Origin of the sequence: Shinella sp. S4-D37, from assembly GCF_040812195.1 — a bacterium.
Taxonomy (GTDB): Bacteria; Pseudomonadota; Alphaproteobacteria; order Rhizobiales; family Rhizobiaceae; genus Shinella.
On record NZ_JBFNXL010000005.1, the window covers coordinates 3,817,197 to 3,836,167 of the forward strand.

At 64.0% G+C, this 18,971-nt stretch carries 19 protein-coding genes; 10 read left to right on the forward strand and 9 right to left on the reverse strand.

The features are described from left to right. Positions 1–9: 9 nt before the first annotated feature. Complete coding sequence (locus AB3G45_RS26220) at positions 10–714, reverse strand: Tim44/TimA family putative adaptor protein (protein WP_367833314.1); 705 nt, start codon at positions 712–714, stop codon at positions 10–12. Positions 715–857: 143 nt separating this feature from the next. Between AB3G45_RS26220 and AB3G45_RS26225 the strand changes: the two genes are divergently transcribed. Together AB3G45_RS26225 and secB are read left to right on the forward strand one after the other, a co-directional pair. Beyond that, complete coding sequence (locus AB3G45_RS26225; RefSeq protein ID WP_367833315.1) at positions 858–1,328, forward strand: FxsA family protein; 471 nt, start codon at positions 858–860, stop codon at positions 1,326–1,328. A 69-nt stretch (positions 1,329–1,397) separates the two neighbouring features. After that, positions 1,398–1,874 (forward strand): protein-export chaperone SecB, encoded by a 477-nt coding sequence (gene secB, locus AB3G45_RS26230; RefSeq protein ID WP_367833316.1) that lies wholly within the window; start codon positions 1,398–1,400, stop codon positions 1,872–1,874. An 82-nt stretch (positions 1,875–1,956) separates the two neighbouring features. Here secB and dnaQ read toward each other — a convergent pair whose 3' ends face one another. The 5 genes from dnaQ to AB3G45_RS26255 are packed head-to-tail and all read right to left on the reverse strand — an operon-like array spanning position 1,957 to position 5,543. Further along, entirely contained in the window at positions 1,957–2,661 is a 705-nt protein-coding gene (gene dnaQ, locus AB3G45_RS26235; RefSeq protein WP_367833317.1) for a DNA polymerase III subunit epsilon, read from the reverse strand. Beyond that, positions 2,661–3,251 (reverse strand): dephospho-CoA kinase, encoded by a 591-nt coding sequence (coaE, locus tag AB3G45_RS26240; protein WP_367833318.1) that lies wholly within the window; start codon positions 3,249–3,251, stop codon positions 2,661–2,663. The genes dnaQ and coaE overlap by 1 nt, the downstream gene beginning before the upstream one ends. Then, positions 3,248–4,108 carry a shikimate dehydrogenase gene (locus AB3G45_RS26245; protein ID WP_367833319.1) on the reverse strand — a complete coding sequence of 287 codons (861 nt, stop codon included), beginning with the start codon at positions 4,106–4,108 and terminating at the stop codon, positions 3,248–3,250. Before AB3G45_RS26245 ends, coaE begins: the two co-directional genes overlap by 4 nt. Next, positions 4,101–4,697 (reverse strand): Maf-like protein, encoded by a 597-nt coding sequence (locus tag AB3G45_RS26250; RefSeq protein ID WP_367833320.1) that lies wholly within the window; start codon positions 4,695–4,697, stop codon positions 4,101–4,103. The genes AB3G45_RS26245 and AB3G45_RS26250 overlap by 8 nt, the downstream gene beginning before the upstream one ends. Positions 4,698–4,721: 24 nt before the next feature. Beyond that, a complete protein-coding gene (locus AB3G45_RS26255; protein ID WP_367833321.1) occupies positions 4,722–5,543 on the reverse strand; it encodes a pyruvate, water dikinase regulatory protein in 822 nt (273 codons plus the stop codon). A gap of 404 nt (positions 5,544–5,947) precedes the next feature. Between AB3G45_RS26255 and hemE the strand changes: the two genes are divergently transcribed. From hemE to AB3G45_RS26295, 8 genes are all read left to right on the forward strand, one after another. Further along, positions 5,948–6,982, forward strand: coding sequence for a uroporphyrinogen decarboxylase (gene hemE / locus AB3G45_RS26260; RefSeq protein ID WP_367833322.1), 1,035 nt, complete (start codon positions 5,948–5,950; stop codon positions 6,980–6,982). Next, positions 6,979–7,518, forward strand: coding sequence for a protoporphyrinogen oxidase HemJ (gene hemJ, locus AB3G45_RS26265; RefSeq protein WP_367833323.1), 540 nt, complete (start codon positions 6,979–6,981; stop codon positions 7,516–7,518). The genes hemE and hemJ overlap by 4 nt, the downstream gene beginning before the upstream one ends. Before the next feature lie 187 nt (positions 7,519–7,705). Beyond that, positions 7,706–8,971 (forward strand): transcription termination factor Rho, encoded by a 1,266-nt coding sequence (rho, locus tag AB3G45_RS26270; protein ID WP_367833324.1) that lies wholly within the window; start codon positions 7,706–7,708, stop codon positions 8,969–8,971. A 126-nt stretch (positions 8,972–9,097) separates the two neighbouring features. Then, positions 9,098–10,423 (forward strand): tRNA uridine-5-carboxymethylaminomethyl(34) synthesis GTPase MnmE, encoded by a 1,326-nt coding sequence (mnmE, locus tag AB3G45_RS26275; protein WP_367833325.1) that lies wholly within the window; start codon positions 9,098–9,100, stop codon positions 10,421–10,423. A 66-nt stretch (positions 10,424–10,489) separates the two neighbouring features. After that, positions 10,490–12,379: a tRNA uridine-5-carboxymethylaminomethyl(34) synthesis enzyme MnmG gene (mnmG, locus tag AB3G45_RS26280; RefSeq protein ID WP_367833326.1), complete on the forward strand. Its 1,890-nt coding sequence runs from the start codon at positions 10,490–10,492 to the stop codon at positions 12,377–12,379. Further along, a complete protein-coding gene (gene rsmG / locus AB3G45_RS26285; protein ID WP_367833327.1) occupies positions 12,376–13,011 on the forward strand; it encodes a 16S rRNA (guanine(527)-N(7))-methyltransferase RsmG in 636 nt (211 codons plus the stop codon). Before mnmG ends, rsmG begins: the two co-directional genes overlap by 4 nt. 13 nt (positions 13,012–13,024) lie before the next feature. Further along, a complete protein-coding gene (locus tag AB3G45_RS26290) occupies positions 13,025–13,819 on the forward strand; it encodes a ParA family protein (protein ID WP_367833328.1) in 795 nt (264 codons plus the stop codon). A 24-nt stretch (positions 13,820–13,843) separates the two neighbouring features. Further along, positions 13,844–14,734 (forward strand): ParB/RepB/Spo0J family partition protein, encoded by an 891-nt coding sequence (locus AB3G45_RS26295; protein ID WP_367833329.1) that lies wholly within the window; start codon positions 13,844–13,846, stop codon positions 14,732–14,734. 15 nt (positions 14,735–14,749) lie between these two features. Here the strand turns inward: AB3G45_RS26295 and holA are convergent, their stop codons facing one another. The 3 genes from holA to leuS are packed head-to-tail and all read right to left on the reverse strand — an operon-like array spanning position 14,750 to position 18,933. Next, a complete protein-coding gene (holA, locus tag AB3G45_RS26300) occupies positions 14,750–15,784 on the reverse strand; it encodes a DNA polymerase III subunit delta (RefSeq protein WP_367833330.1) in 1,035 nt (344 codons plus the stop codon). A gap of 7 nt (positions 15,785–15,791) precedes the next feature. After that, complete coding sequence (gene lptE / locus AB3G45_RS26305; RefSeq protein WP_367833331.1) at positions 15,792–16,316, reverse strand: LPS assembly lipoprotein LptE; 525 nt, start codon at positions 16,314–16,316, stop codon at positions 15,792–15,794. Beyond that, positions 16,303–18,933 (reverse strand): leucine--tRNA ligase, encoded by a 2,631-nt coding sequence (gene leuS / locus AB3G45_RS26310; RefSeq protein ID WP_367833332.1) that lies wholly within the window; start codon positions 18,931–18,933, stop codon positions 16,303–16,305. The genes lptE and leuS overlap by 14 nt, the downstream gene beginning before the upstream one ends. Positions 18,934–18,971 lie beyond the last annotated feature (38 nt).

Below are 18,971 nucleotides of genomic sequence, written 5' to 3' on the forward strand. Positions count from 1 at the left end.
CTGCCTCGCTCAGCCTTCCGATTCGGTGGCGATCAGCTTCCAGTTCGGGTCGCGCGAGCGGGTATCGCGGGCAAAGGTCCACAGGTCGTTGACCTCGGCCACCGTTTCCGCGTCGCCCTCGACCAGCGTGCCGGCCTTGTCATAGGTGGCCGAGATCAGCTGGCTGACGATGCGCAGCGTCACATTCGCCTCGCTGTCCTTGGCCTCGGCGCTGACGATATCGGCCTTCTCGATGCCGACGAAGCTGGAGCGGACGACCTCGCCCTTGCTCTCGCGTTCCGAGATGGCCGCGTCGAAGCCTTCATAGACCTCGCGCGACAGGAGGTTCTTCAGCGCCTTGCGGTCGCCGTCGGCAAAGGCGACGACGACCATTTCATAGGCCATGCGCGCGCCGTTGACGAATTCCTTCGGGTTGAAGGAGGGATCGACCTTGACGAGCTGGCGAAGCTGCTCGTTGAGCGGCGTGCCCGGCGCGGCAAAGCTGTCGACGGATGCATAGGGATTTTCCTCCCCGTCCGTCCCGTCGCGCCGCGGCAGCGTGACCACCTTGCCGCGATCGGCCGAATCAGCCTCGGAAGCGGTCTCGCGCTTGGAATAGGGATCGAAGGGCGGGCGCTCGCTGCCGGTGCGCCGGCCGAGCACGCTGCGCAACTGCAGGAAGATGACCACCGCAGCCACCAGGAAAAAAATCGTTACAAAGTCGAATGAGCCCATTATCGATCCGCAGCCGTTTTCGTTTTTCTTGTTCCTTCCCCATATAGTCCGCAAAACCCGATCATTCAAATGGCGATGACGTGAATGCGGCCAAACGGCACCGGCAGTATCGGCCCGCGCGAATCTATGCGACAGTCAAGGCCATGCTTCGACGTCTCATTCCCCTCTTCATTCTCGTGCTACCGCTGGCGGAAATCGCCTGCTTCATTCTTGTCGGGCGGCACATCGGCCTCTTCGCCACCTTGTCGCTGGTCGTGCTTTCCGCCGTCGCGGGCGTCGTGCTGATGCGCATCCAGGGCTTCGGCGTGCTCGCGCGGCTGCGCCAGTCGGGCCTGCAGGGCCGCACGCCGGGCAAGGAAATGCTCGATGCGGCCATGATCATGATTGCCGGCATCCTCCTGCTCATTCCCGGCTTCCTCACCGATATCGTCGGCATCGCCCTGTTTCTTCCCCCGGTCCGCTCGTTTCTCTGGGCCCGGCTGATGCGCAATGTCGTGGTCGTCGATATCGGCGGCGCGCAGCCCGCCAACGGGCCGCAGACCGATCCCCGCACCGGCCCGCAGCGCACGATCGACCTCGACGAAAGCGACTTCCATCGCGACGGCCGATCCTGACGGCGGGTTGTAAGCCCGGGGCTGAAATGCTAGATGGCCTGACTTTCCAGAGTCCCCGAGGATGTTTCCATGACCGACGCAGTAACCGAGAACAACGCCGCGAGCCCTTCGCTCAACATCCTGGCGCAGTATGTGAAGGACTTCTCCTTCGAGAACCCGGGTGCGCCGCGGTCGCTGCAGGCCCGCGACAAGGCGCCGGCGATCAACATCAGCGTCAACGTCAATGCCAACCCGCTTTCCGACACGGACTTCGACGTCATCCTTTCGCTGAACGCGGAAGCCAAGGAGGGCGACAAGATGCTCTTCAACGCCGAGCTCGCCTATGGCGGCGTCTTCCGCATCACGGGCTTCCCGCAGGAGCACATGCTGCCGGTCCTCTTCATCGAGTGCCCGCGCCTGCTCTTCCCCTTCGCCCGCCAGATCATCTCCGACGCGACGCGCAACGGCGGCTTCCCACCGCTGATGATCGACCCGATCGACTTCGCCCAGATGTTCACCCAGCGCATGGCCGAAGAACAGGTCAAGGCCAAGGTCAACGCCAACTGAGGCGAATACCGGTATTCAACGAAAACGCCCGGCCACAAAGTGACCGGGCGTTTTCTTTTGCCTTCTGAATAGCGGGCCGGTTTCAATCGCCGTATTTCGCCCAGATCGCCTTGTCGCCCATCTTCTCTACCATGACGGCATGGGCGGCGCGCTCCTCATCGGTGAGGCGGGGCGCGAGCGGCTTCGGCCTGACGCCGATGGGCAGGACGACATCGTCCTCCGCCTCGACCAGCGTCCGGCGGCCGCTCTCGGCCATGCCGAGCCCCAGCGCCGCCTGCCGGCCGCCGATCATCTCGATATAGACTTCGGCCAGAAGCTCGGAGTCGAGCAGGGCGCCGTGCTTCGTGCGGTGCGAATTGTCGATACCGTAGCGCCGGCAGAGCGCATCGAGCGAGTTCGGGCCCATCGGATGCTTGCGGCGCGCCAGCGCCAGCGTGTCCGTCACCCTTTCCTGCAGGATGGGCGGCAGGCCGACACGCTCGAACTCGGCATTGATGAAGCCCATGTCGAAGTTGGCATTGTGCGCCACCCAGCGGGCCTCGCCGAAGAAGTCGAGGATCTCTTGCGCCAGATCGGCGAAGGGCGGCTTGTCCTTCAGGAACTCGTCCGTGATGCCGTGGATGGCAAGTGCATCGGGATGCACCTTGCGCTCGCCCGGGCTGATGAAGAGGTGCAGCGTGCGGCCGGTCGGAAAATGGTTCTCCAGTTCCACGCCGCCGATCTCGATGACGCGGTCGAGCTTGTTGTCGAGGCCCGTCGTTTCCGTATCGAAGATGATTTCGCGCATCAGCCTTCCCGTCCCTTCAAACGTTCGACGAACTCTTCCACCTGTTCGCGCGCCGCATCAAGCCCCCTGCCCGTATCGATGATGAAATCGGCGCGCCGGCGCTTTTCCGCATCGGGCATCTGGCGCGACAGGATGAGCTTGAATTTTTCCTCCGTCATGCCGGGGCGGGCGAGCACGCGCTGCCTTTGTATCTCCGGCGCGCAGGTGACGACGACCACCTTGTCCACCCGCGCCTCGGCCCCCGTCTCGTAGAGGAGCGGGATATCGAGCAGGACGAGCGGCGCGCCGCGATCCCGCTCCGCATCGAGGAAGGCCTTTTCCCGTGCCCGCACCAGCGGATGGATGATCGCCTCCAGGGCGGCAAAGCGATCGGGCGAGCGGGCGAGCGCCGCCGACAGTGCCTTGCGGTCGATGGTCCCGTCCCGGAGCGCTTCGGGAAACTGTTCGGCGACCGGCGCGACGGCGTCGCTGCGGTAGAGATCGTGCACCGTCGCATCCGCATCGTGCACAGGCACGCCGAGATCGCGGAACATCGCCGCGGTCGTCGACTTGCCCGTCCCGATCGATCCGGTGAGGCCGAGCACGATCATCGATGCGCCTCCATGTCGGCGAGGATCATTTGGCGCAACGCCGCATCGACAGCCGGCCGCACCCCGAACCATCTTTCGAAACCCGGCACCGCCTGGTGCAGCAGCATGCCGAGGCCGTCCACCGTGGCAAAGCCCTGCTCGACCGCCTGGCGCAGGATAGGCGTCACCAGCGGCACATAGACGATGTCGGTCACCACCGCGCCCTCGGCCAGCATCGAGAAATCGAAATCCGGCGCCGCCCCGCCATCCATGCCGAGCGAGGTCGTGTTGACGAATAGCCCCGCGCCCGTCGACACCTCCGCCAGGGCCGACATGGCATGGGCGTGGACCTTCGGCCCGAACCGGTCGGCGAGCTCCTGCGCCCGTCCGACGGTGCGGTTGACGACGTGGATTTCCGAGACGCCACGGTCGCGCACCGCTTGGATGATCGCCCGGCTGGCGCCGCCCGCCCCGAGGACGACAGCCCGGTCCGTCCTGTCCCAGCCCGGGGCCGCGGCATCGAGATTGGCGAGGAAGCCGAAGCCGTCCGTATTGGTCGCATGCAGCCGGCCGTCTTCCAGCCAGAGCGTGTTCGCAGCACCGAGTTCTTCGCTCAGCGCGTCCGGACGGTCGGCGAGCGCGAAGGCCGTCTCCTTGTGCGGGATGGTGACATTGCCGCCGACGAAGCCGGATTCACCGCTCTTCAATCTCGAAATGAAGCCGGCGAACTTTTCCGGGGAAACCTCCTGCCGCGTATAGGATCCCTGTAATCCCAGCCTTTCCAGCCAATGGCCATGGATCAGCGGCGAGCGCGAATGCTTGACCGGGTAGCCCGTCACGAAGGCGTGGCGAACGGATGTTTCACGTGAATCATGCATCGATGGCACCGAGATCGCGAAGCTTAGCCAGCAAAGGAAGAAGCGGCAGGCCGAGAATGGTGAAGTAGTCCCCGTCGATCCGCTCGAAGAGCTGCACCCCCTCGCCCTCGAGCTGATAGGCGCCGACGCTTGCCAGCACCCGCGTGCCGACCCGCGCGAGGTGACGGTCGAGGAAGGCATGCGAGAGCGGCCGCATCGTCAGATGCGCGACGGAGACATGGCGCCACACCGTTTCCCCGTCCCGCACGAGGGCGATGCCGCAGTTCAGGGAATGGGTACGGCCGGACATGGCCTGAAGATGGGTCCTGGCTTCCGCCATGTCGGCCGGCTTGTGGAACACCCGCCCGTCCAGGGAGAGCGTCTGGTCCGAGCCGATGACGAGGGCGCCGGGACGCCGTCGGGCGACATCCAGCGCCTTTTCGACCGCCAGGGCCGCGGCGATCGCCTCCGGCGTCGGATCGTGGACGGCAAGCGCCGCCTCGACCGCGCGCTCATCGATGGCGGCCGCCTCGGTTTCGAAGGCAAGGCCGGCATCCTCCATGAGCATGCGGCGGAAGGGACTTTGCGAGGCAAGGATCAGCGGTGTCATGACTATCTCCGTTCGTGCTCCGGGTTAGCGAAGCTTCGGGCGAAGAGCAACGATGGCGGCGGCCGTTTCCTCGATAGAGCGCCGGGTGACGTCGATGATCGGCCAGTTGTTGCGCGCGCAGATGGCGCGGGCATATTTCAGCTCCTCGGAAATCTGCGCCCGGTCGATATAGTCATCGCCACGAAAATCCTGCGTCTGGCCGAGCACGCGGTTCTGCCGCACCTGGGCGATGCGATCCGTCGTGGCGATCAGCCCGACGATCAGCGGCTTAGCGGCCGCCGACAGCCGATCCGGCAGGGGCACGCCGAGCACGATCGGCACGTTGGCGGTCTTGATGCCGCGATTGGCGAGATAGATGCTCGTCGGCGTCTTGGATGTGCGGCTGATGCCGACGAGGATGACGTCGGCCTCATCGAGATCGGCCGGCAATTGCCCGTCGTCGTGGTCCATCGTGAAGTTCAGCGCGTCGATGCGCGCGAAATAATCCGCGTTCATCACATGCTGCGCGCCCACCCGCCGGCGCGAAGGGGCGCCGAGATAGGACTGGAAGAGATCGATGACCGGTTCGAGCACGGAGACGCACGGCACGCCCATCTCCCGGCAGCGCTGGTCGATGATCTGCGAGAGCTCCCGGTCGACGATCGTATAGAGCACGATGCCCGGTGCGCCGTCGATGGCGTCGAGCACCGGCATGAGCTGCTTGCGGTTGCGGATCAGCGGATAGACATGCTCCAGCGCCTGCGACGACTGGAACTGCGCCGCCGCCGCCCGCCCCGCCGCGATCAGCGTCTCACCCGTCGAGTCCGATATCAGGTGCAGATGGAAGTAGTTTTTGCTGCTTTCCACAATATCCTCCGCCCCCTGTTGATGAACCGGGAGAGCATGGAGCTAAGAACGGCAGGGGTGCGGAGGCAAGGGGATAACCGGCATTTTATCCACAATTGGCGGGAGAACGGAAAGCGATTCACCGGGCATGTGGATAAGACTCATGACATGGCAAAGTGTCGCGTTTCTTCACAGGCCATCCACAGGAAGCCTTTTTGCCGGCCACCAGGAATCACCTTGATTCAAAAAGACGATTCCGGCTTTCCTCAATTCACGCCGAAGATCTCCCGGCACATTTCGTCTTTTCCCGTCCGTCGGCGGCAGGACCGGATCCCTGTGGAGAGGATTTAATCCTTGATAGTCACCGACTCTAAGAAATAGAAACCTTTTCAAAGAGATTATTTAATGATTAGGAGAACCCCGCGGTGTCTGCTAAAAGCCGGAAGATCGTCGAAGTCCTCAATGGGAAAACGGTCTCCCCCCCTCCCCTCTGGCTGATGCGTCAGGCCGGACGATACTTGCCGGAGTACCGGCAGACGCGCGCGGCGGCGGGAAGTTTCCTCGATCTCTGTTATTCGCCGGAACTGGCGACGGAAGTGACGCTCCAGCCGATCCGCCGCTACGGCTTCGACGCGGCGATCCTGTTTTCCGATATCCTCGTGGTCCCTGATGCCTTGAAGCGCAATGTCCGCTTCGAGGAAGGCCATGGGCCGCGCCTCGATCCGATCGACGCCGACGGCATCCTCGCCCTGGAGGGGGATGGGGTGGCAGAGCATCTCAAGCCGGTCATAGAGGCCGTCGGCCGTATCCGCGGTGTCCTGCCGGAGGAAACCGCGCTGCTCGGCTTCTGCGGCGCGCCCTGGACCGTTGCGACCTATATGATCGCCGGCCATGGAACGCCCGACCAGGCCCCCGCGCGCCTCTTCGCCTACCGGGAACCGCGCGCCTTCTCGCACCTCCTCGACCTTCTCGCCGACCTTTCGGCCGATTACCTCGTCGCGCAGATCGATGCCGGCGCCGATGCGGTGCAGATCTTCGATTCCTGGGCCGGCGTGCTCGGCGAGCGGGAATTTGCCGATTTCGCGGTGCGCCCGGTGAGAAGGATCATCGCCTCGGTGAAGGCTCGCCGCCCGCAGGCGAAGATCATCGCCTTCGCCAAGGGCGCGGGCCTGCTGCTGAAAACCTACCGGCAGCAGACCGGGGCCGATGCGATCGGCCTCGATTGGTCCGTGCCGCTTTCCTTCGCGGCCGATCTGCAGAAGGAGGGTCCCGTCCAGGGAAATCTCGATCCGATGCGGGTGGTTGCCGGTGGCGCGGCGCTCGACGAAGGCATCGACGCCATCCTGCAGGCGCTCGGCAACGGGCCGCTGATCTTCAATCTCGGCCACGGCATCACGCCGCAGGCCGATCCGGACACCGTTGCGCGGCTCGTGGCGCGCGTGCGCGGAGAGGCGCGGTGAGCGAGAAACAGGCGGGCGAGCGCGCCGGGCGCCGGGCGCGGCTGCGCGCCACGGTGGCGCTCGCCGTCTTCGCGCTGCTCGCCCTTCTTCTCGTGCTCCATCCGCCTGAGGATCTCTACCTCTGGATCAAGGCGCTGCACATCATCGCCGTCATCTCCTGGATGGCGGGGCTGCTCTACCTGCCGCGGCTTTTCGTCTACCACACGGATGCCCCGCCCGGCTCGGCGGAGGCCGAACTGTTCAAGGTCATGGAACAGCGGCTCTACCGGGTGATCATGCAGCCGGCTATGGGCCTTTCCTGGCTGCTCGGCCTCTATCTCGCCTGGTCGGTCTACGGTTTCGAAGGCGGCTGGCTGCATGCCAAGCTTTTCTTCGTGGTCCTTCTGTCGGGTGTGCACCAGTTCTACGGCCGCGCCGTGAAGGCATTTGCCGAGGATCGCAACACCAGGACGGGCCGCCAATGGCGCATCTGGAACGAGGCGCCGGCGCTGCTGATGGTCCTCGTCGTCATCATGGTCGTCGTCAAGCCGTTCTGAGCCGTGTGCGACAAAACGGATGAAATTCCGATGCCCCCTTGCGGGCCAGCGCGGGAACCGCTATTTTCCGCGCATCTCATCTTTCGTGGCATGTGTATTCGTTCATTGAGCTGCACCCGTTCCCCCGCAGTTCGGCCTTGACCCGCACGCCTTTTCCCATCCCGATGACACGCAGCATGGACCATTCATGGCCGAAATGAAGCTACAAGACCTCAAGAACAAGACTCCGACCGACCTCCTTGCCTTTGCCGAATCGCTCGAGGTCGAGAACGCGAGCACGATGCGCAAGCAGGAATTGATGTTTGCCATCCTGAAGATGCTGGCCTCGCAGGATGTGGAAATCATCGGCGAGGGCGTCGTGGAAGTGCTGCAGGACGGTTTCGGCTTCCTGCGTTCGGCCAATGCGAACTACCTGCCAGGCCCCGACGACATCTACATTTCGCCCTCGCAGATCCGCCGCTTCTCGCTGAAGACCGGTGATACGGTGGAAGGCCCGATCCGCGGCCCGAAGGAAGGCGAACGCTATTTCGCGCTGCTCAAGGTCAACACGATCAATTTCGACGACCCGGAAAAGATCCGTCACAAGGTCCATTTCGACAACCTGACGCCGCTCTATCCGAACGAGCGCTTCAAGATGGAGCTGGAGATCCCGACCTCGAAGGATCTCTCCCCGCGCGTCATCGATCTCGTCGCGCCGCTCGGCAAGGGCCAGCGCGGCCTCATCGTCGCCCCCCCGCGCACGGGTAAGACGGTTCTCCTGCAGAACATCGCCCATTCCATCACCGCCAACCATCCGGAATGTTATCTCATCGTGCTCCTGATCGACGAGCGTCCGGAGGAAGTGACCGACATGCAGCGTTCGGTGCGCGGCGAGGTCGTGTCCTCGACCTTCGACGAGCCGGCGACGCGCCACGTCCAGGTCGCCGAAATGGTCATCGAGAAGGCCAAGCGCCTCGTCGAACACGGCCGCGACGTCGTCATCCTGCTCGATTCGATCACCCGCCTTGGCCGCGCCTACAACACCGTCGTTCCGTCTTCGGGCAAGGTCCTGACCGGCGGTGTCGACGCGAACGCCCTGCAGCGCCCGAAGCGCTTCTTCGGTGCGGCGCGCAACATCGAGGAAGGCGGATCGCTGACGATCATCGCGACCGCGCTGATCGATACCGGCAGCCGTATGGACGAAGTGATCTTCGAAGAGTTCAAGGGCACCGGCAACTCGGAAATCGTGCTGGATCGCAAGGTGGCGGACAAGCGTATCTTCCCGGCCATGGATATCCTCAAGTCCGGCACGCGCAAGGAAGACCTCCTCGTGCCGCGCCAGGACCTTCAGAAGATCTTCGTGCTGCGCCGCATCCTCGCCCCGATGGGCACCACGGATGCGATCGAATTCCTCATCGACAAGCTGAAGCAGACGAAGAACAACGGCGACTTCTTCGATTCGATGAACACCTGAGCGGCGCGCGCCGCCGTGCCGAACACCATGGTCCCGCCGCGAGGCGGGGCCATTTTCGTTTGAGACGAACGGAATCAGTTCTTTTCCGAAACGGATTCTTCGATTCGCACCCGGAATAATAAGGTCATGCGTTCCACGGATACGATCTTTGCCCTGTCGAGCGGCGGCCTCCCCTCCGGCGTGGCGGTGATAAGGCTGAGCGGGCCGGGCAGCGCGCAAGTGGTTCGCACGCTGTGTGGCGTTCAGCCGGCGCCGCGCCGTGCGTCGCTCCAAACGATTCGAAAACGGAACGGTGAGAAGCTCGACGAAGGCCTCGTCCTGCTCTTTCCCGGGCCGAATTCATTTACGGGAGAAGACTGCGCCGAACTTCAGATCCACGGTGGCCGGGCCACGGTGCGGGCCGTTCTGGCAGAACTGGCCGACATGGAGGGATTACGCGCGGCGGAAGCCGGCGAATTCTCCCGGCGGGCCTTCCTGAATGGCCGCATGGACCTGGTGGAGGTCGAGGGACTTGCCGACCTGATCGTCGCCGAAACCGAGATGCAGCGTCGTCTGGCGGCCGAGCAATCGTCCGGCGGCCTGTCGAGGCTTTACGATTCGTGGGCGAAACGACTGACGCATGCGCGTGCGATGATCGAGGCCGAACTGGATTTCGCCGACGAGGACGACGTTCCAGGTTCCGTGGCGGATACGATCTGGCAGGATATGCGCGGCCTTGAGCAAGATATCCTTAACCATCTTTCCGGCGCACGGGCGGGGGAGATCGTCCGGGATGGTCTCAAGGTGGTGATCGCCGGGCCGCCGAACGCCGGCAAATCGAGCCTGCTGAACCATCTTGCCCGGAGGGAGGTCGCCATCGTCACTGAAATCCCCGGAACGACGCGCGACGTTCTGCATGTCGATCTCGATCTCGACGGTTTTGCCGTTCGGCTCTATGATACGGCCGGCCTGCGTGAAACCGACGATATCGTTGAACGGGAGGGAATTCGGCGTACCCACCGGTCGCTGGCAGAGGCCCACCTGGTGCTCCTGCTGTCTGCGACCGACAATCCGGACTGGGCCGGCTTCCTGCCGGACTATGATGGTCCGGTTGTCCGGGTCCGAACCAAGGCGGATATGCGGGGTGCCTCCTGGCCGCAACCGGAGGCCGATGTTATGATCTCCGTGCGGACGGGTGAAGGCATGGCAAATCTCCTGGACCATGTGGGTGCCCATCTCCCGGATCTCGATCGAGGTAGCGCGCTCGCGCTGCCAACCCGCCAACGCCATGCGGACAATCTGGCCACGGCACGCGGCCATATCGAGGCCGCGTTGGCTGGGCATGCCGGGGGTCTCGATATACAGGCAGAACATCTTCGCCTCGCGGGGCAGGCGTTGGGACGAGTCACGGGTCGCGTGGATGTAGAGAACCTGCTGGACGTGATCTTTTCGGAATTTTGCATAGGCAAGTGATTCACGTGAAACAGCACAACGTACACGAGTCGCTGTGGGCGTTTCACGTGAAACAGGTGGTGCGATATGACAGAAATGAAGACATATGATGTGGTGGTGATCGGCGGCGGCCATGCCGGCGTCGAGGCCGCTGCCGCTGCGGTGCGATACGGAGCGCAGACCGCCCTTCTTACTCACAAGGCGTCGACGATCGGGGTCATGTCCTGCAATCCTGCCATTGGCGGGCTCGGCAAGGGACACCTCGTGCGCGAGGTCGATGCGCTCGACGGCCTGATGGGTCGCGTCGCGGACCGGGCGGGCATTCAGTTTCGCCTGCTGAACCGGCGAAAGGGTCCTGCGGTGCGCGGCCCTCGCACCCAGGCGGACCGGAAGCTTTATCGTGAGACCATGCAGGCCGAGATTGCGGCGATTCCGGGATTGGCAGTCGTCGAAGGCGACGCCTTTGATCTCGATTGCCGGGGCGGCCGGATTGTCGCTGTCATCCTCAAGGATGGTCGCCGTCTTGCTTGCGGCGCCGTCGTCATCACCACGGGCACGTTTCTCCGCGGGCTTATCCATATCGGTTCCGAAAAGATTCCGGCAGGGCGCGTCGGGGAAGACCCGTCCCTCGGGCTTTCAGCGACGTTCGAGCGCCTCGGCGTCAAGCTGGGCCGCCTGAAGACCGGGACACCGGCACGGCTTGACGGCCGGACAATCGACTGGAACGCGGTCGGGCGCCAGGCGGCGGACGAGCAGCCCGTGCCCTTCTCCTTCATGACGGACCGGATCACCACGCCGCAGATCGAATGCGGCGTGACGCGAACGACGTCGGCCACCCATCGCATCATCGAGGAGAATATCGGCCGATCGGCGATGTATTCCGGCCAGATCGAAGGGGTCGGCCCGCGCTACTGCCCGTCGATCGAGGACAAGATCGTCAAGTTCGGCGAACGGGACGGTCACCAGATTTTCCTCGAACCGGAGGGCCTGGACGACGATACCGTCTATCCAAACGGCATTTCGACCTCTCTTCCAGCTGACGTGCAGCAAGCGTTCATCCACACCATTCCCGGCCTGGAGCAGGTGCGTATCCTGCAGCCCGGCTACGCCATCGAGTATGACCACGTCGACCCGCGGGAACTGTCCGCGACGCTCGAAGTACGGCGCCAACCCGGGCTGTTCCTTGCCGGCCAGATCAACGGCACGACGGGTTATGAAGAGGCGGCGGCGCAGGGGCTGGTTGCCGGCCTGAACGCGGCTCGGCGGGCGGCCGGCGGGGACGGTCAGGTTTTCAGCCGCACCGACAGCTATATCGGCGTCATGCTGGACGACCTGACGTCTCGTGGCGTCACGGAGCCCTACCGCATGTTCACCTCGCGGGCGGAATACCGTCTTTCGCTGCGGGCGGACAATGCCGATGTTCGGCTCACCCCTCTGGGAATGGCGCTTGGCCTTGTCGGTCACGACAGGCGCCAGCGGTTCGAGCGATGGTCCGCGGAGATGCAGGCCGCGCGCGAGAAGCTGGGGGACTTGAAGCTCTCGCCCAATGAGGCTGCAAGCAAGGGTATCCGGATCAATCAGGACGGTGTGCGCCGCAGCGCCTATGACCTCCTCGCCTATCCGGACATCGACTTTGCGCGGCTGGCGTCGGTCTGGCCTGAATTGCTGGCGTTTTCGCCGCGCGTGCGCGATGCCGTCGAGATCGAGGCCGGATATGCGGTCTATATGAATCGCCAGGAGGCCGATATCGCCGAAGCCCGTCGGGAAGAAGAACGCGGCATTCCGGCGGATTTCGATTTCAGTACCCTGCCCGGCCTCTCCATCGAGCTGCGGCAGAAGCTGGCGGCGGCGCGCCCGTCGAACCTGGCGCAGGCTGCGCGGGTGGATGGCATGACGCCGGCGGCCTTGACGCTTCTCCTCGCCCACCTCAAGCGCGTGCCCGATGCGGCAGCGACACAACGGACGGCCCTTGCATGACGCTTCTGCCCCGTGAATTTGCCGGTCTGAATGTTTCACGTGAAACCGAGGACAGGCTGAACGCCTTCGTCGCGCTTTTCCAGAAATGGGCAAAGACCATCAATCTGGTCGCTCCCTCGACAGTGGCGGAGGTCTGGAGCCGCCATATTGTCGATAGCGTGCAGATTTATGCCCTGTGCCCTGGACCGCGAATTTGGGTCGATCTCGGCAGTGGCGGAGGTTTTCCCGGCGTCGTCACCGGCATTCTGCTGGCCGGCGCGGGAGACGGATGGGTTCATCTTGTCGAAAGCAATAACAAGAAGGCCGCTTTCCTGCGGACAGCCATCCTGGAAACCGGCGCGCGGGCCTCGGTTCATGCGATTCGCATCGAGGAGGCGCCGGCGATAATCCCGCATTGCGATGCGATATCGGCCCGTGCGCTGGCGGATCTGGACCTTTTGATGGAATTCGGGCGCCCATGGGCTGACGGGAACCCGGATCTCAGGTTTTTCTTGCATAAAGGCCGGGATTATCGGCGCGAGGTCGAGAAAGCACATGGAAGGTGGGGATTCGATCTGGTAAAACATGCCAGTGTCGTCGAGCCGGATTCCGTGGTGCTCGAACTTTCGAAGCTTTCGCGAAAACACGAGTGATTGGCGAATATCCATGGCTGGCGAGAAAAACCGGATCATCACCATTGCAAACCAGAAGGGTGGCGTCGGCAAGACGACGACGGCCATCAATCTTGCCACCGCGCTCGCCGCGATCGGCGAGCGTGTGCTGATCGTCGATCTGGACCCCCAGGGCAATGCCAGCACGGGCCTCGGCATCGACCGCCGCAATCGCGCGCTTTCGTCCTATGATCTCCTGATCGGCAGTCATGGCGTCGCCGAAACGGTTTTGCAGACAGCGGTGCCCAATCTGTCCATCATCCCGTCGACCATGGACCTTCTCGGCATCGAAATGGAGATCGCGCAGCAGAACGATCGCGTCTTCCGCCTGCGCCGGGCGCTCGCCTCGGCGGAAGCGCTGTCTTACTCTTACGTGCTGGTCGATTGCCCGCCGTCCTTCAACCTCCTGACCATGAACGCGCTTGCCGCGGCGCATTCCGTTCTGGTGCCCCTGCAGTGCGAGTTCTTCGCGCTCGAAGGCCTCAGCCAGTTGCTGGAGACGGTGGATCAGGTGCGGCGGACCGTCAACCCGTATCTGGATATCCAGGGCATCGTGCTTACCATGTTCGACTCGCGTAACAATCTTGCGCAGCAGGTCGTCAACGATGTGCGCACGCATCTGGGTGAAAAGGTCTATCATACGCTCATTCCGCGCAATGTCCGCGTGTCCGAAGCGCCGTCCTACGGCAAGCCGGCCATTCTGTACGATCTAAAATGCGCCGGAAGTCAGGCCTATCTTCAGCTCGCCTCCGAGGTGATCCAGCGTGAAAGGCAGCGTCGGGCTGCCTGATTTCCGTATCCGTGAGTAGAACCGATGAATGAAGACAACTCTAAGAGGCGCCTTGGCCGCGGTCTTGCCGCCCTGATCGGTGAAATGGACCAATTGCCCGCCGCCGATACGGGCGAGCGTCCGGCGGTCAATCCCGATCGCCTCGTCCCGATCGAGTTCATCGGTCGCAATCCCCGCAATCCGCGGCGCTATTTCGATGAATCGGAATTGCAGGATCTCGCGTCCTCGATCCGCCAGCACGGCATCGTGCAGCCGGTCGTCGTTCGCGCCACCGCGGATAATCGCTACGAGATCATCGCCGGAGAACGCCGCTGGCGCGCCGCGCAGCTCGCGGGGCTGATCGATATCCCGGTCATCATCCGGGATGTGGACGACCGGACGGCGCTCGAGATCGCCATCGTGGAGAACGTCCAGCGCTCCGATCTCAACCCGCTGGAAGAGGCGATGGGCTATGAGTTGCTGATCGCCGACCATGGTTACACGCAGAACGACCTCGGCGAGATCATCGGCAAGAGCCGCAGCCATGTGGCAAACAGCCTTCGCCTGCTGAAGCTGCCGGAGCCGGTGCGCGACATGCTGGCCTCCGGTTCGCTCTCGGCCGGCCACGCCCGGGCGCTTATCCCGACCTCTGATCCTATTGCGCTGGCAAAGACCGTCGTGGCAAAGGGCATGTCTGTGCGGGATGCGGAGCGGCTTGCGCAGAACGACATCAAGGCGCAGAGCGATCCAAACCATAGCGCAGCGCCGCGCAAGGACGAGAAGGACGCCGACACGCTGGCGCTGGAGCGCACGCTTTCGGACGTGCTCGGCCTCGATGTGACCGTCAATCACAAGGGAAGCGGCGGTCATCTTCGGATCGCCTACAAGACCCTGGAGCAGCTTGAGGAAATCTGCCGGCTTCTTGAGCGGCGATAATATCCTTAGCCGGATTCAACGACGGGCGGATTGAAGAACGGTCGCCAACATCGTCTGCATGGCGATCGTATCTTCCAGTGCCGGCCGCTGCCGGCTTTGCAGGATGGCGGCTTGCAGGCGCTGCGTTTCCCGTCGGATCGCCGGGCTCGTCCAGGTTTTCAGCGCATTCTCGACGATCGGCTTGCGGCGGAAATGCAGATGGCGGCCGAGCGTCGCCATGGCCTGGCCGGCCGGCGCCCGTTTCTCGTCCATTTCGGCCCGCATTAGTTCCAGAAGCTGGAACTGCCGCAGGCATCCCTGCAGGACGAGGAAGACCGGCGTCTTGGACGAGACGATCTTCTGGATGGCGTGCAGGAAGCCGTCCTTGTCGCCCTTGAGGATGGCGTCGATGGCGTCGTCCGTCGATATCGCGCTGGCATCGCCGACGATCTCCTCGACGTCCTGTTCCTCGATCATCTCCTTGCCCCGGCAATAGAGCGCGAGCTTGCGCACCTCGTTGCGCGAGGCGAGCCGGTCGCCACCGATGGTTTCCATCAGGCGTGCGCGGGCCGCGGGAGAAATGCGAAGGCCCTCGGAAGCAAGTTCCTGGTCGATGAGCGCCTGCAGCGCGCGTCCGTCGTCCGCGTAGCAGGCGATGGCGACGGCAGCGGAGGAGGATTCGGCCGCCTTGCGCAGCGCAGCGCCTTTCTTCAGGTCGCCTGCCTCGATGATGAGGGTGGAGGGACCGGCCGGCATCCTGGCGAGAATGTCCAAGCCGTCGGAAACGCCCTTTTCGCTGCCGGCATTGCGGATCCAGACGAGGCGGTCGCCGCCGAAGAGGCCGATCGCGTTCATCTCGTCGATCAACCGGCCCGGCTGGCCGCCGATTTCGCCGGCGTCGAGTTTCACCGCGGAAAACGCGTCGTCCAGATCCACGCCGCTGACCGCGGCGAGGGCCGCGGCACGTTCCGAGACGAGGCCCCTGTCGGGGCCGTAGATCAGGAACAGTCGCACGGGCAGCGGCTTGCGCTTCAGGAACCCGTCGAACTCGTGCGACTTGACTTCGGCCATAGCCGGCTCAGCGTCGGCCGAGCGCCGACGCGACGTCGGCGCGGATCAACTCCGCCAGCTCGCGGGCACCACGGTTCTCGGCGTCCCGGACGGCGCGGACCTTGGCGAATTCCTGCACGGGATAATCGAGGAGAGCGACCGCCGAGCGCTTGCCGGAGGCCAATGTCTCGCCGGAGTCGGTCTGCACGAGATTGTAATCGGCGGAAACGACGATGCGGCCTGCGAGAGGAATGTCGTCGCGCACGTCGAGCAGCACGCCGATCTGGCGGACCGTCACGTTGAGCTCGAGGTGATAGAGCGCGCTGCGCGTCTCGCCGGCGCCGCCGGAGAAGAGGAAGATCAGGTCGTTGCGGACCTGTTGTTCCACGCGGTCGTCGGCCTTCGAGATGGCTACGGCGGCGAGCTTGCCCTCCGTCCCGGCGGGCGTTGAATAGAGGGGCCGCACCTGGCAGCCGGCGATGACGCCGAGGACGGCGATGCCGGCAAAGGCCTTGGCGAACCGGGAGAGGCCGTTTCCGTCAGACAACAACATTCACGATCCTCTGCGGTACGACGATGATCTTCTTGGGTTGCTGGCCGGCAAGTGCGGCCTGGACGGCGTCGAGCGCCAGAACGGCTGCGTGGACGGCAGTCTGGTCCGCATCGCGGGCGATTGTCAAATCCGCGCGCTTCTTGCCGTTGATCTGCACCGGCAGGGTCACTTCGTCGTCGGCGACGAGGCGGTCCTCATAGGAGGGCCACGAGGTCATTGCGACGAGGCCCTTCCCGCCGATCTCGCGCCAGCACTCTTCCGCAAGATGCGGCGTCATGGGGGCGACGATGCGGACGAGGATGCCGGCGGCCTCGCGGAGCGCGGCGGTGAGGTCGGCCGAAGCCCTGCCGGCGGCAACGGCCGTCAGCGGTGCGGCGAGCGCATTGACGAATTCGTAGATGCGGGCGACGGCCTTGTTGAAGGCAAGCTTGTCGTAGTCGGCCTGCACGGCCTTCAGCGTCTTGTGGGCGGCCTGCGAGACGGCGAGGGCCTCGCCCTCCATGCCCGGGCGGCTCTGTGTGGCTTTCAGCGCCGGGGCAGCCTCGGAAAGGAGGCGCCAGACGCGCTGCACGAAGCGGTGCGCGCCTTCGACGCCGGCTTCGGACCAGATGACGTCGCGGTCCGGCGGGGAATCGGAGAGCACGAAGAAGCGGGCGGTATCGGCGCCGTAGGAAGCGATGATGTCATCGGGATCGACGACGTTCTTCTTCGACTTCGACATCTTCTCGATCGAGCCGATGGCGATTTCTTCGCCGGATTCGATATGGGTCGCGCGGCGCTTGCCACCCTCCTCCTCGATGTGGATCTCGGCGGGAGTTACCCATTCGCGCTTGCCCTCGACGGTGCGGCTATAGGTTTCATGCACCACCATGCCCTGGGTGAAGAGGCCCTTGAAGGGTTCCTTCACGTCCACATGTCCGGTTGCCTGCATGGCGCGGGTGAAAAAGCGCGAATAGAGCAGGTGCAGGATCGCGTGCTCGATGCCGCCGATATACTGGTCGACCGGCAGCCAGGCATTGGCCGCGGCCGGATCCGTCGGGTCGTTCTCCCACGGGGCGGTGAAGCGGGCGAAATACCAGGACGAATCGACGAAAGTGTCCATCGTGTCCGTCTCGCGGCGGGCGTCCTTGCGGCATTGCGGGCAGGCGACATGGCGCCAGGTCGGATGGCGGTCGAGCGGGTTGCCCGGCTTGTCGAAGGTGACGTCGTCGGGCAGCTTGACCGGCAGGTCGGCCTTCGGCACGGGCACGACGCCGCAATCCTCGCAATGGATGACCGGAATGGGGCAGCCCCAGTAGCGCTGGCGCGAAATGCCCCAGTCGCGCAGGCGGAAGTTCACCTTGCGCTCGCCCTGCGGGGCGTTGCCGAGCGTGGCGGCGGACAGGCGCCTTGCGACCTCTTCGAAGGCGGCATCGGTGCTGAGGCCGTCGAGGAAGCGGGAATTGATCATCACGCCGTCGCCGACATAGGCTTCCTCCGCGATCGCGAACGTCGCGGCGTCGCCGTCTTCGGGCATCACGACGGGCACGACCGGCAGGTCGTATGTGCGGGCGAAATCGAGGTCGCGCTGGTCGCCGGAAGGGCAGCCGAAGATGGCGCCCGTGCCGTAGTCCATCAGCACGAAATTGGCGATGTAGACCGGAAGTTCCCAGCCTGCATCGAAGGGATGGCGGACGCGGATGCCGGTGTCCATGCCCTTCTTCTCAGCCGTTTCCAGCGCCGCGAGCGAGGTGCCGGCGCGGCGGCATTCCTCGGCGAAGGCCATGATCTCGGGGTTCTTCGCAGACGCCTCCCGGGCAAGCGGGTGGTCGGCGGAGATGGCGATGAAGGAGGCGCCGAACAGCGTGTCAGGACGGGTCGTGTAGACGGTAACATCCTTTTCGCCCGTCAGGCCCGCGCCTTCGGAAATTTCCCAGCGCACCAGCATGCCCTCGGAACGGCCGATCCAGTTCTTCTGCATCAGCCGGACCTTTTCCGGCCACTGGTCGAGCGTTTCCAGCGAATCGAGCAGATCCTGGCTGAAATCGGTGATGCGGAAGAACCATTGCGTCAGCTCGCGCTGCTCGACCAGCGCGCCGGAGCGCCAGCCGCGGCCGTCGATGACCTGCTCGTTGGCAAGGACGGTATGGTCGACCGGGTCCCAGTTCACCTTGGACTGCTTGCGGTAGACGAGGCCCTTTTCCAGGAAATCCAGGAAGAGATGCTGCTGGCGCTGGTAATATTCGACGTCGCAGGTGGCGAATTCACGCGACCAGTCCAGCGACAGGCCCATGGATTTCAGCTGGTTGCGCATGGTCGCGATGTTGTCGTAAGTCCAGCCCTTCGGGTGCACCTTGTTCTGCATGGCGGCGTTTTCGGCGGGCATGCCGAAGGCGTCCCAGCCCATCGGGTGCAGCACGTTGAAGCCGCGGGCGCGCTTGTAGCGCGCGACCACGTCGCCCATCGCATAGTTGCGCACATGGCCCATATGGATGCGGCCCGACGGATAGGGGAACATCTCGAGGACGTAGTACTTCTCGCGCGGATCGTCGTTCCTGGTCAGGAAGACGCCGTCATCGTTCCATTTTTCCTGCCAGCGGGGTTCGGCGTCGCGCGGATTGTAACGTTCGGTGGCCATGTCTTTGATGTTCCGGAAGTCTTTTGGGAGTCTTGGAG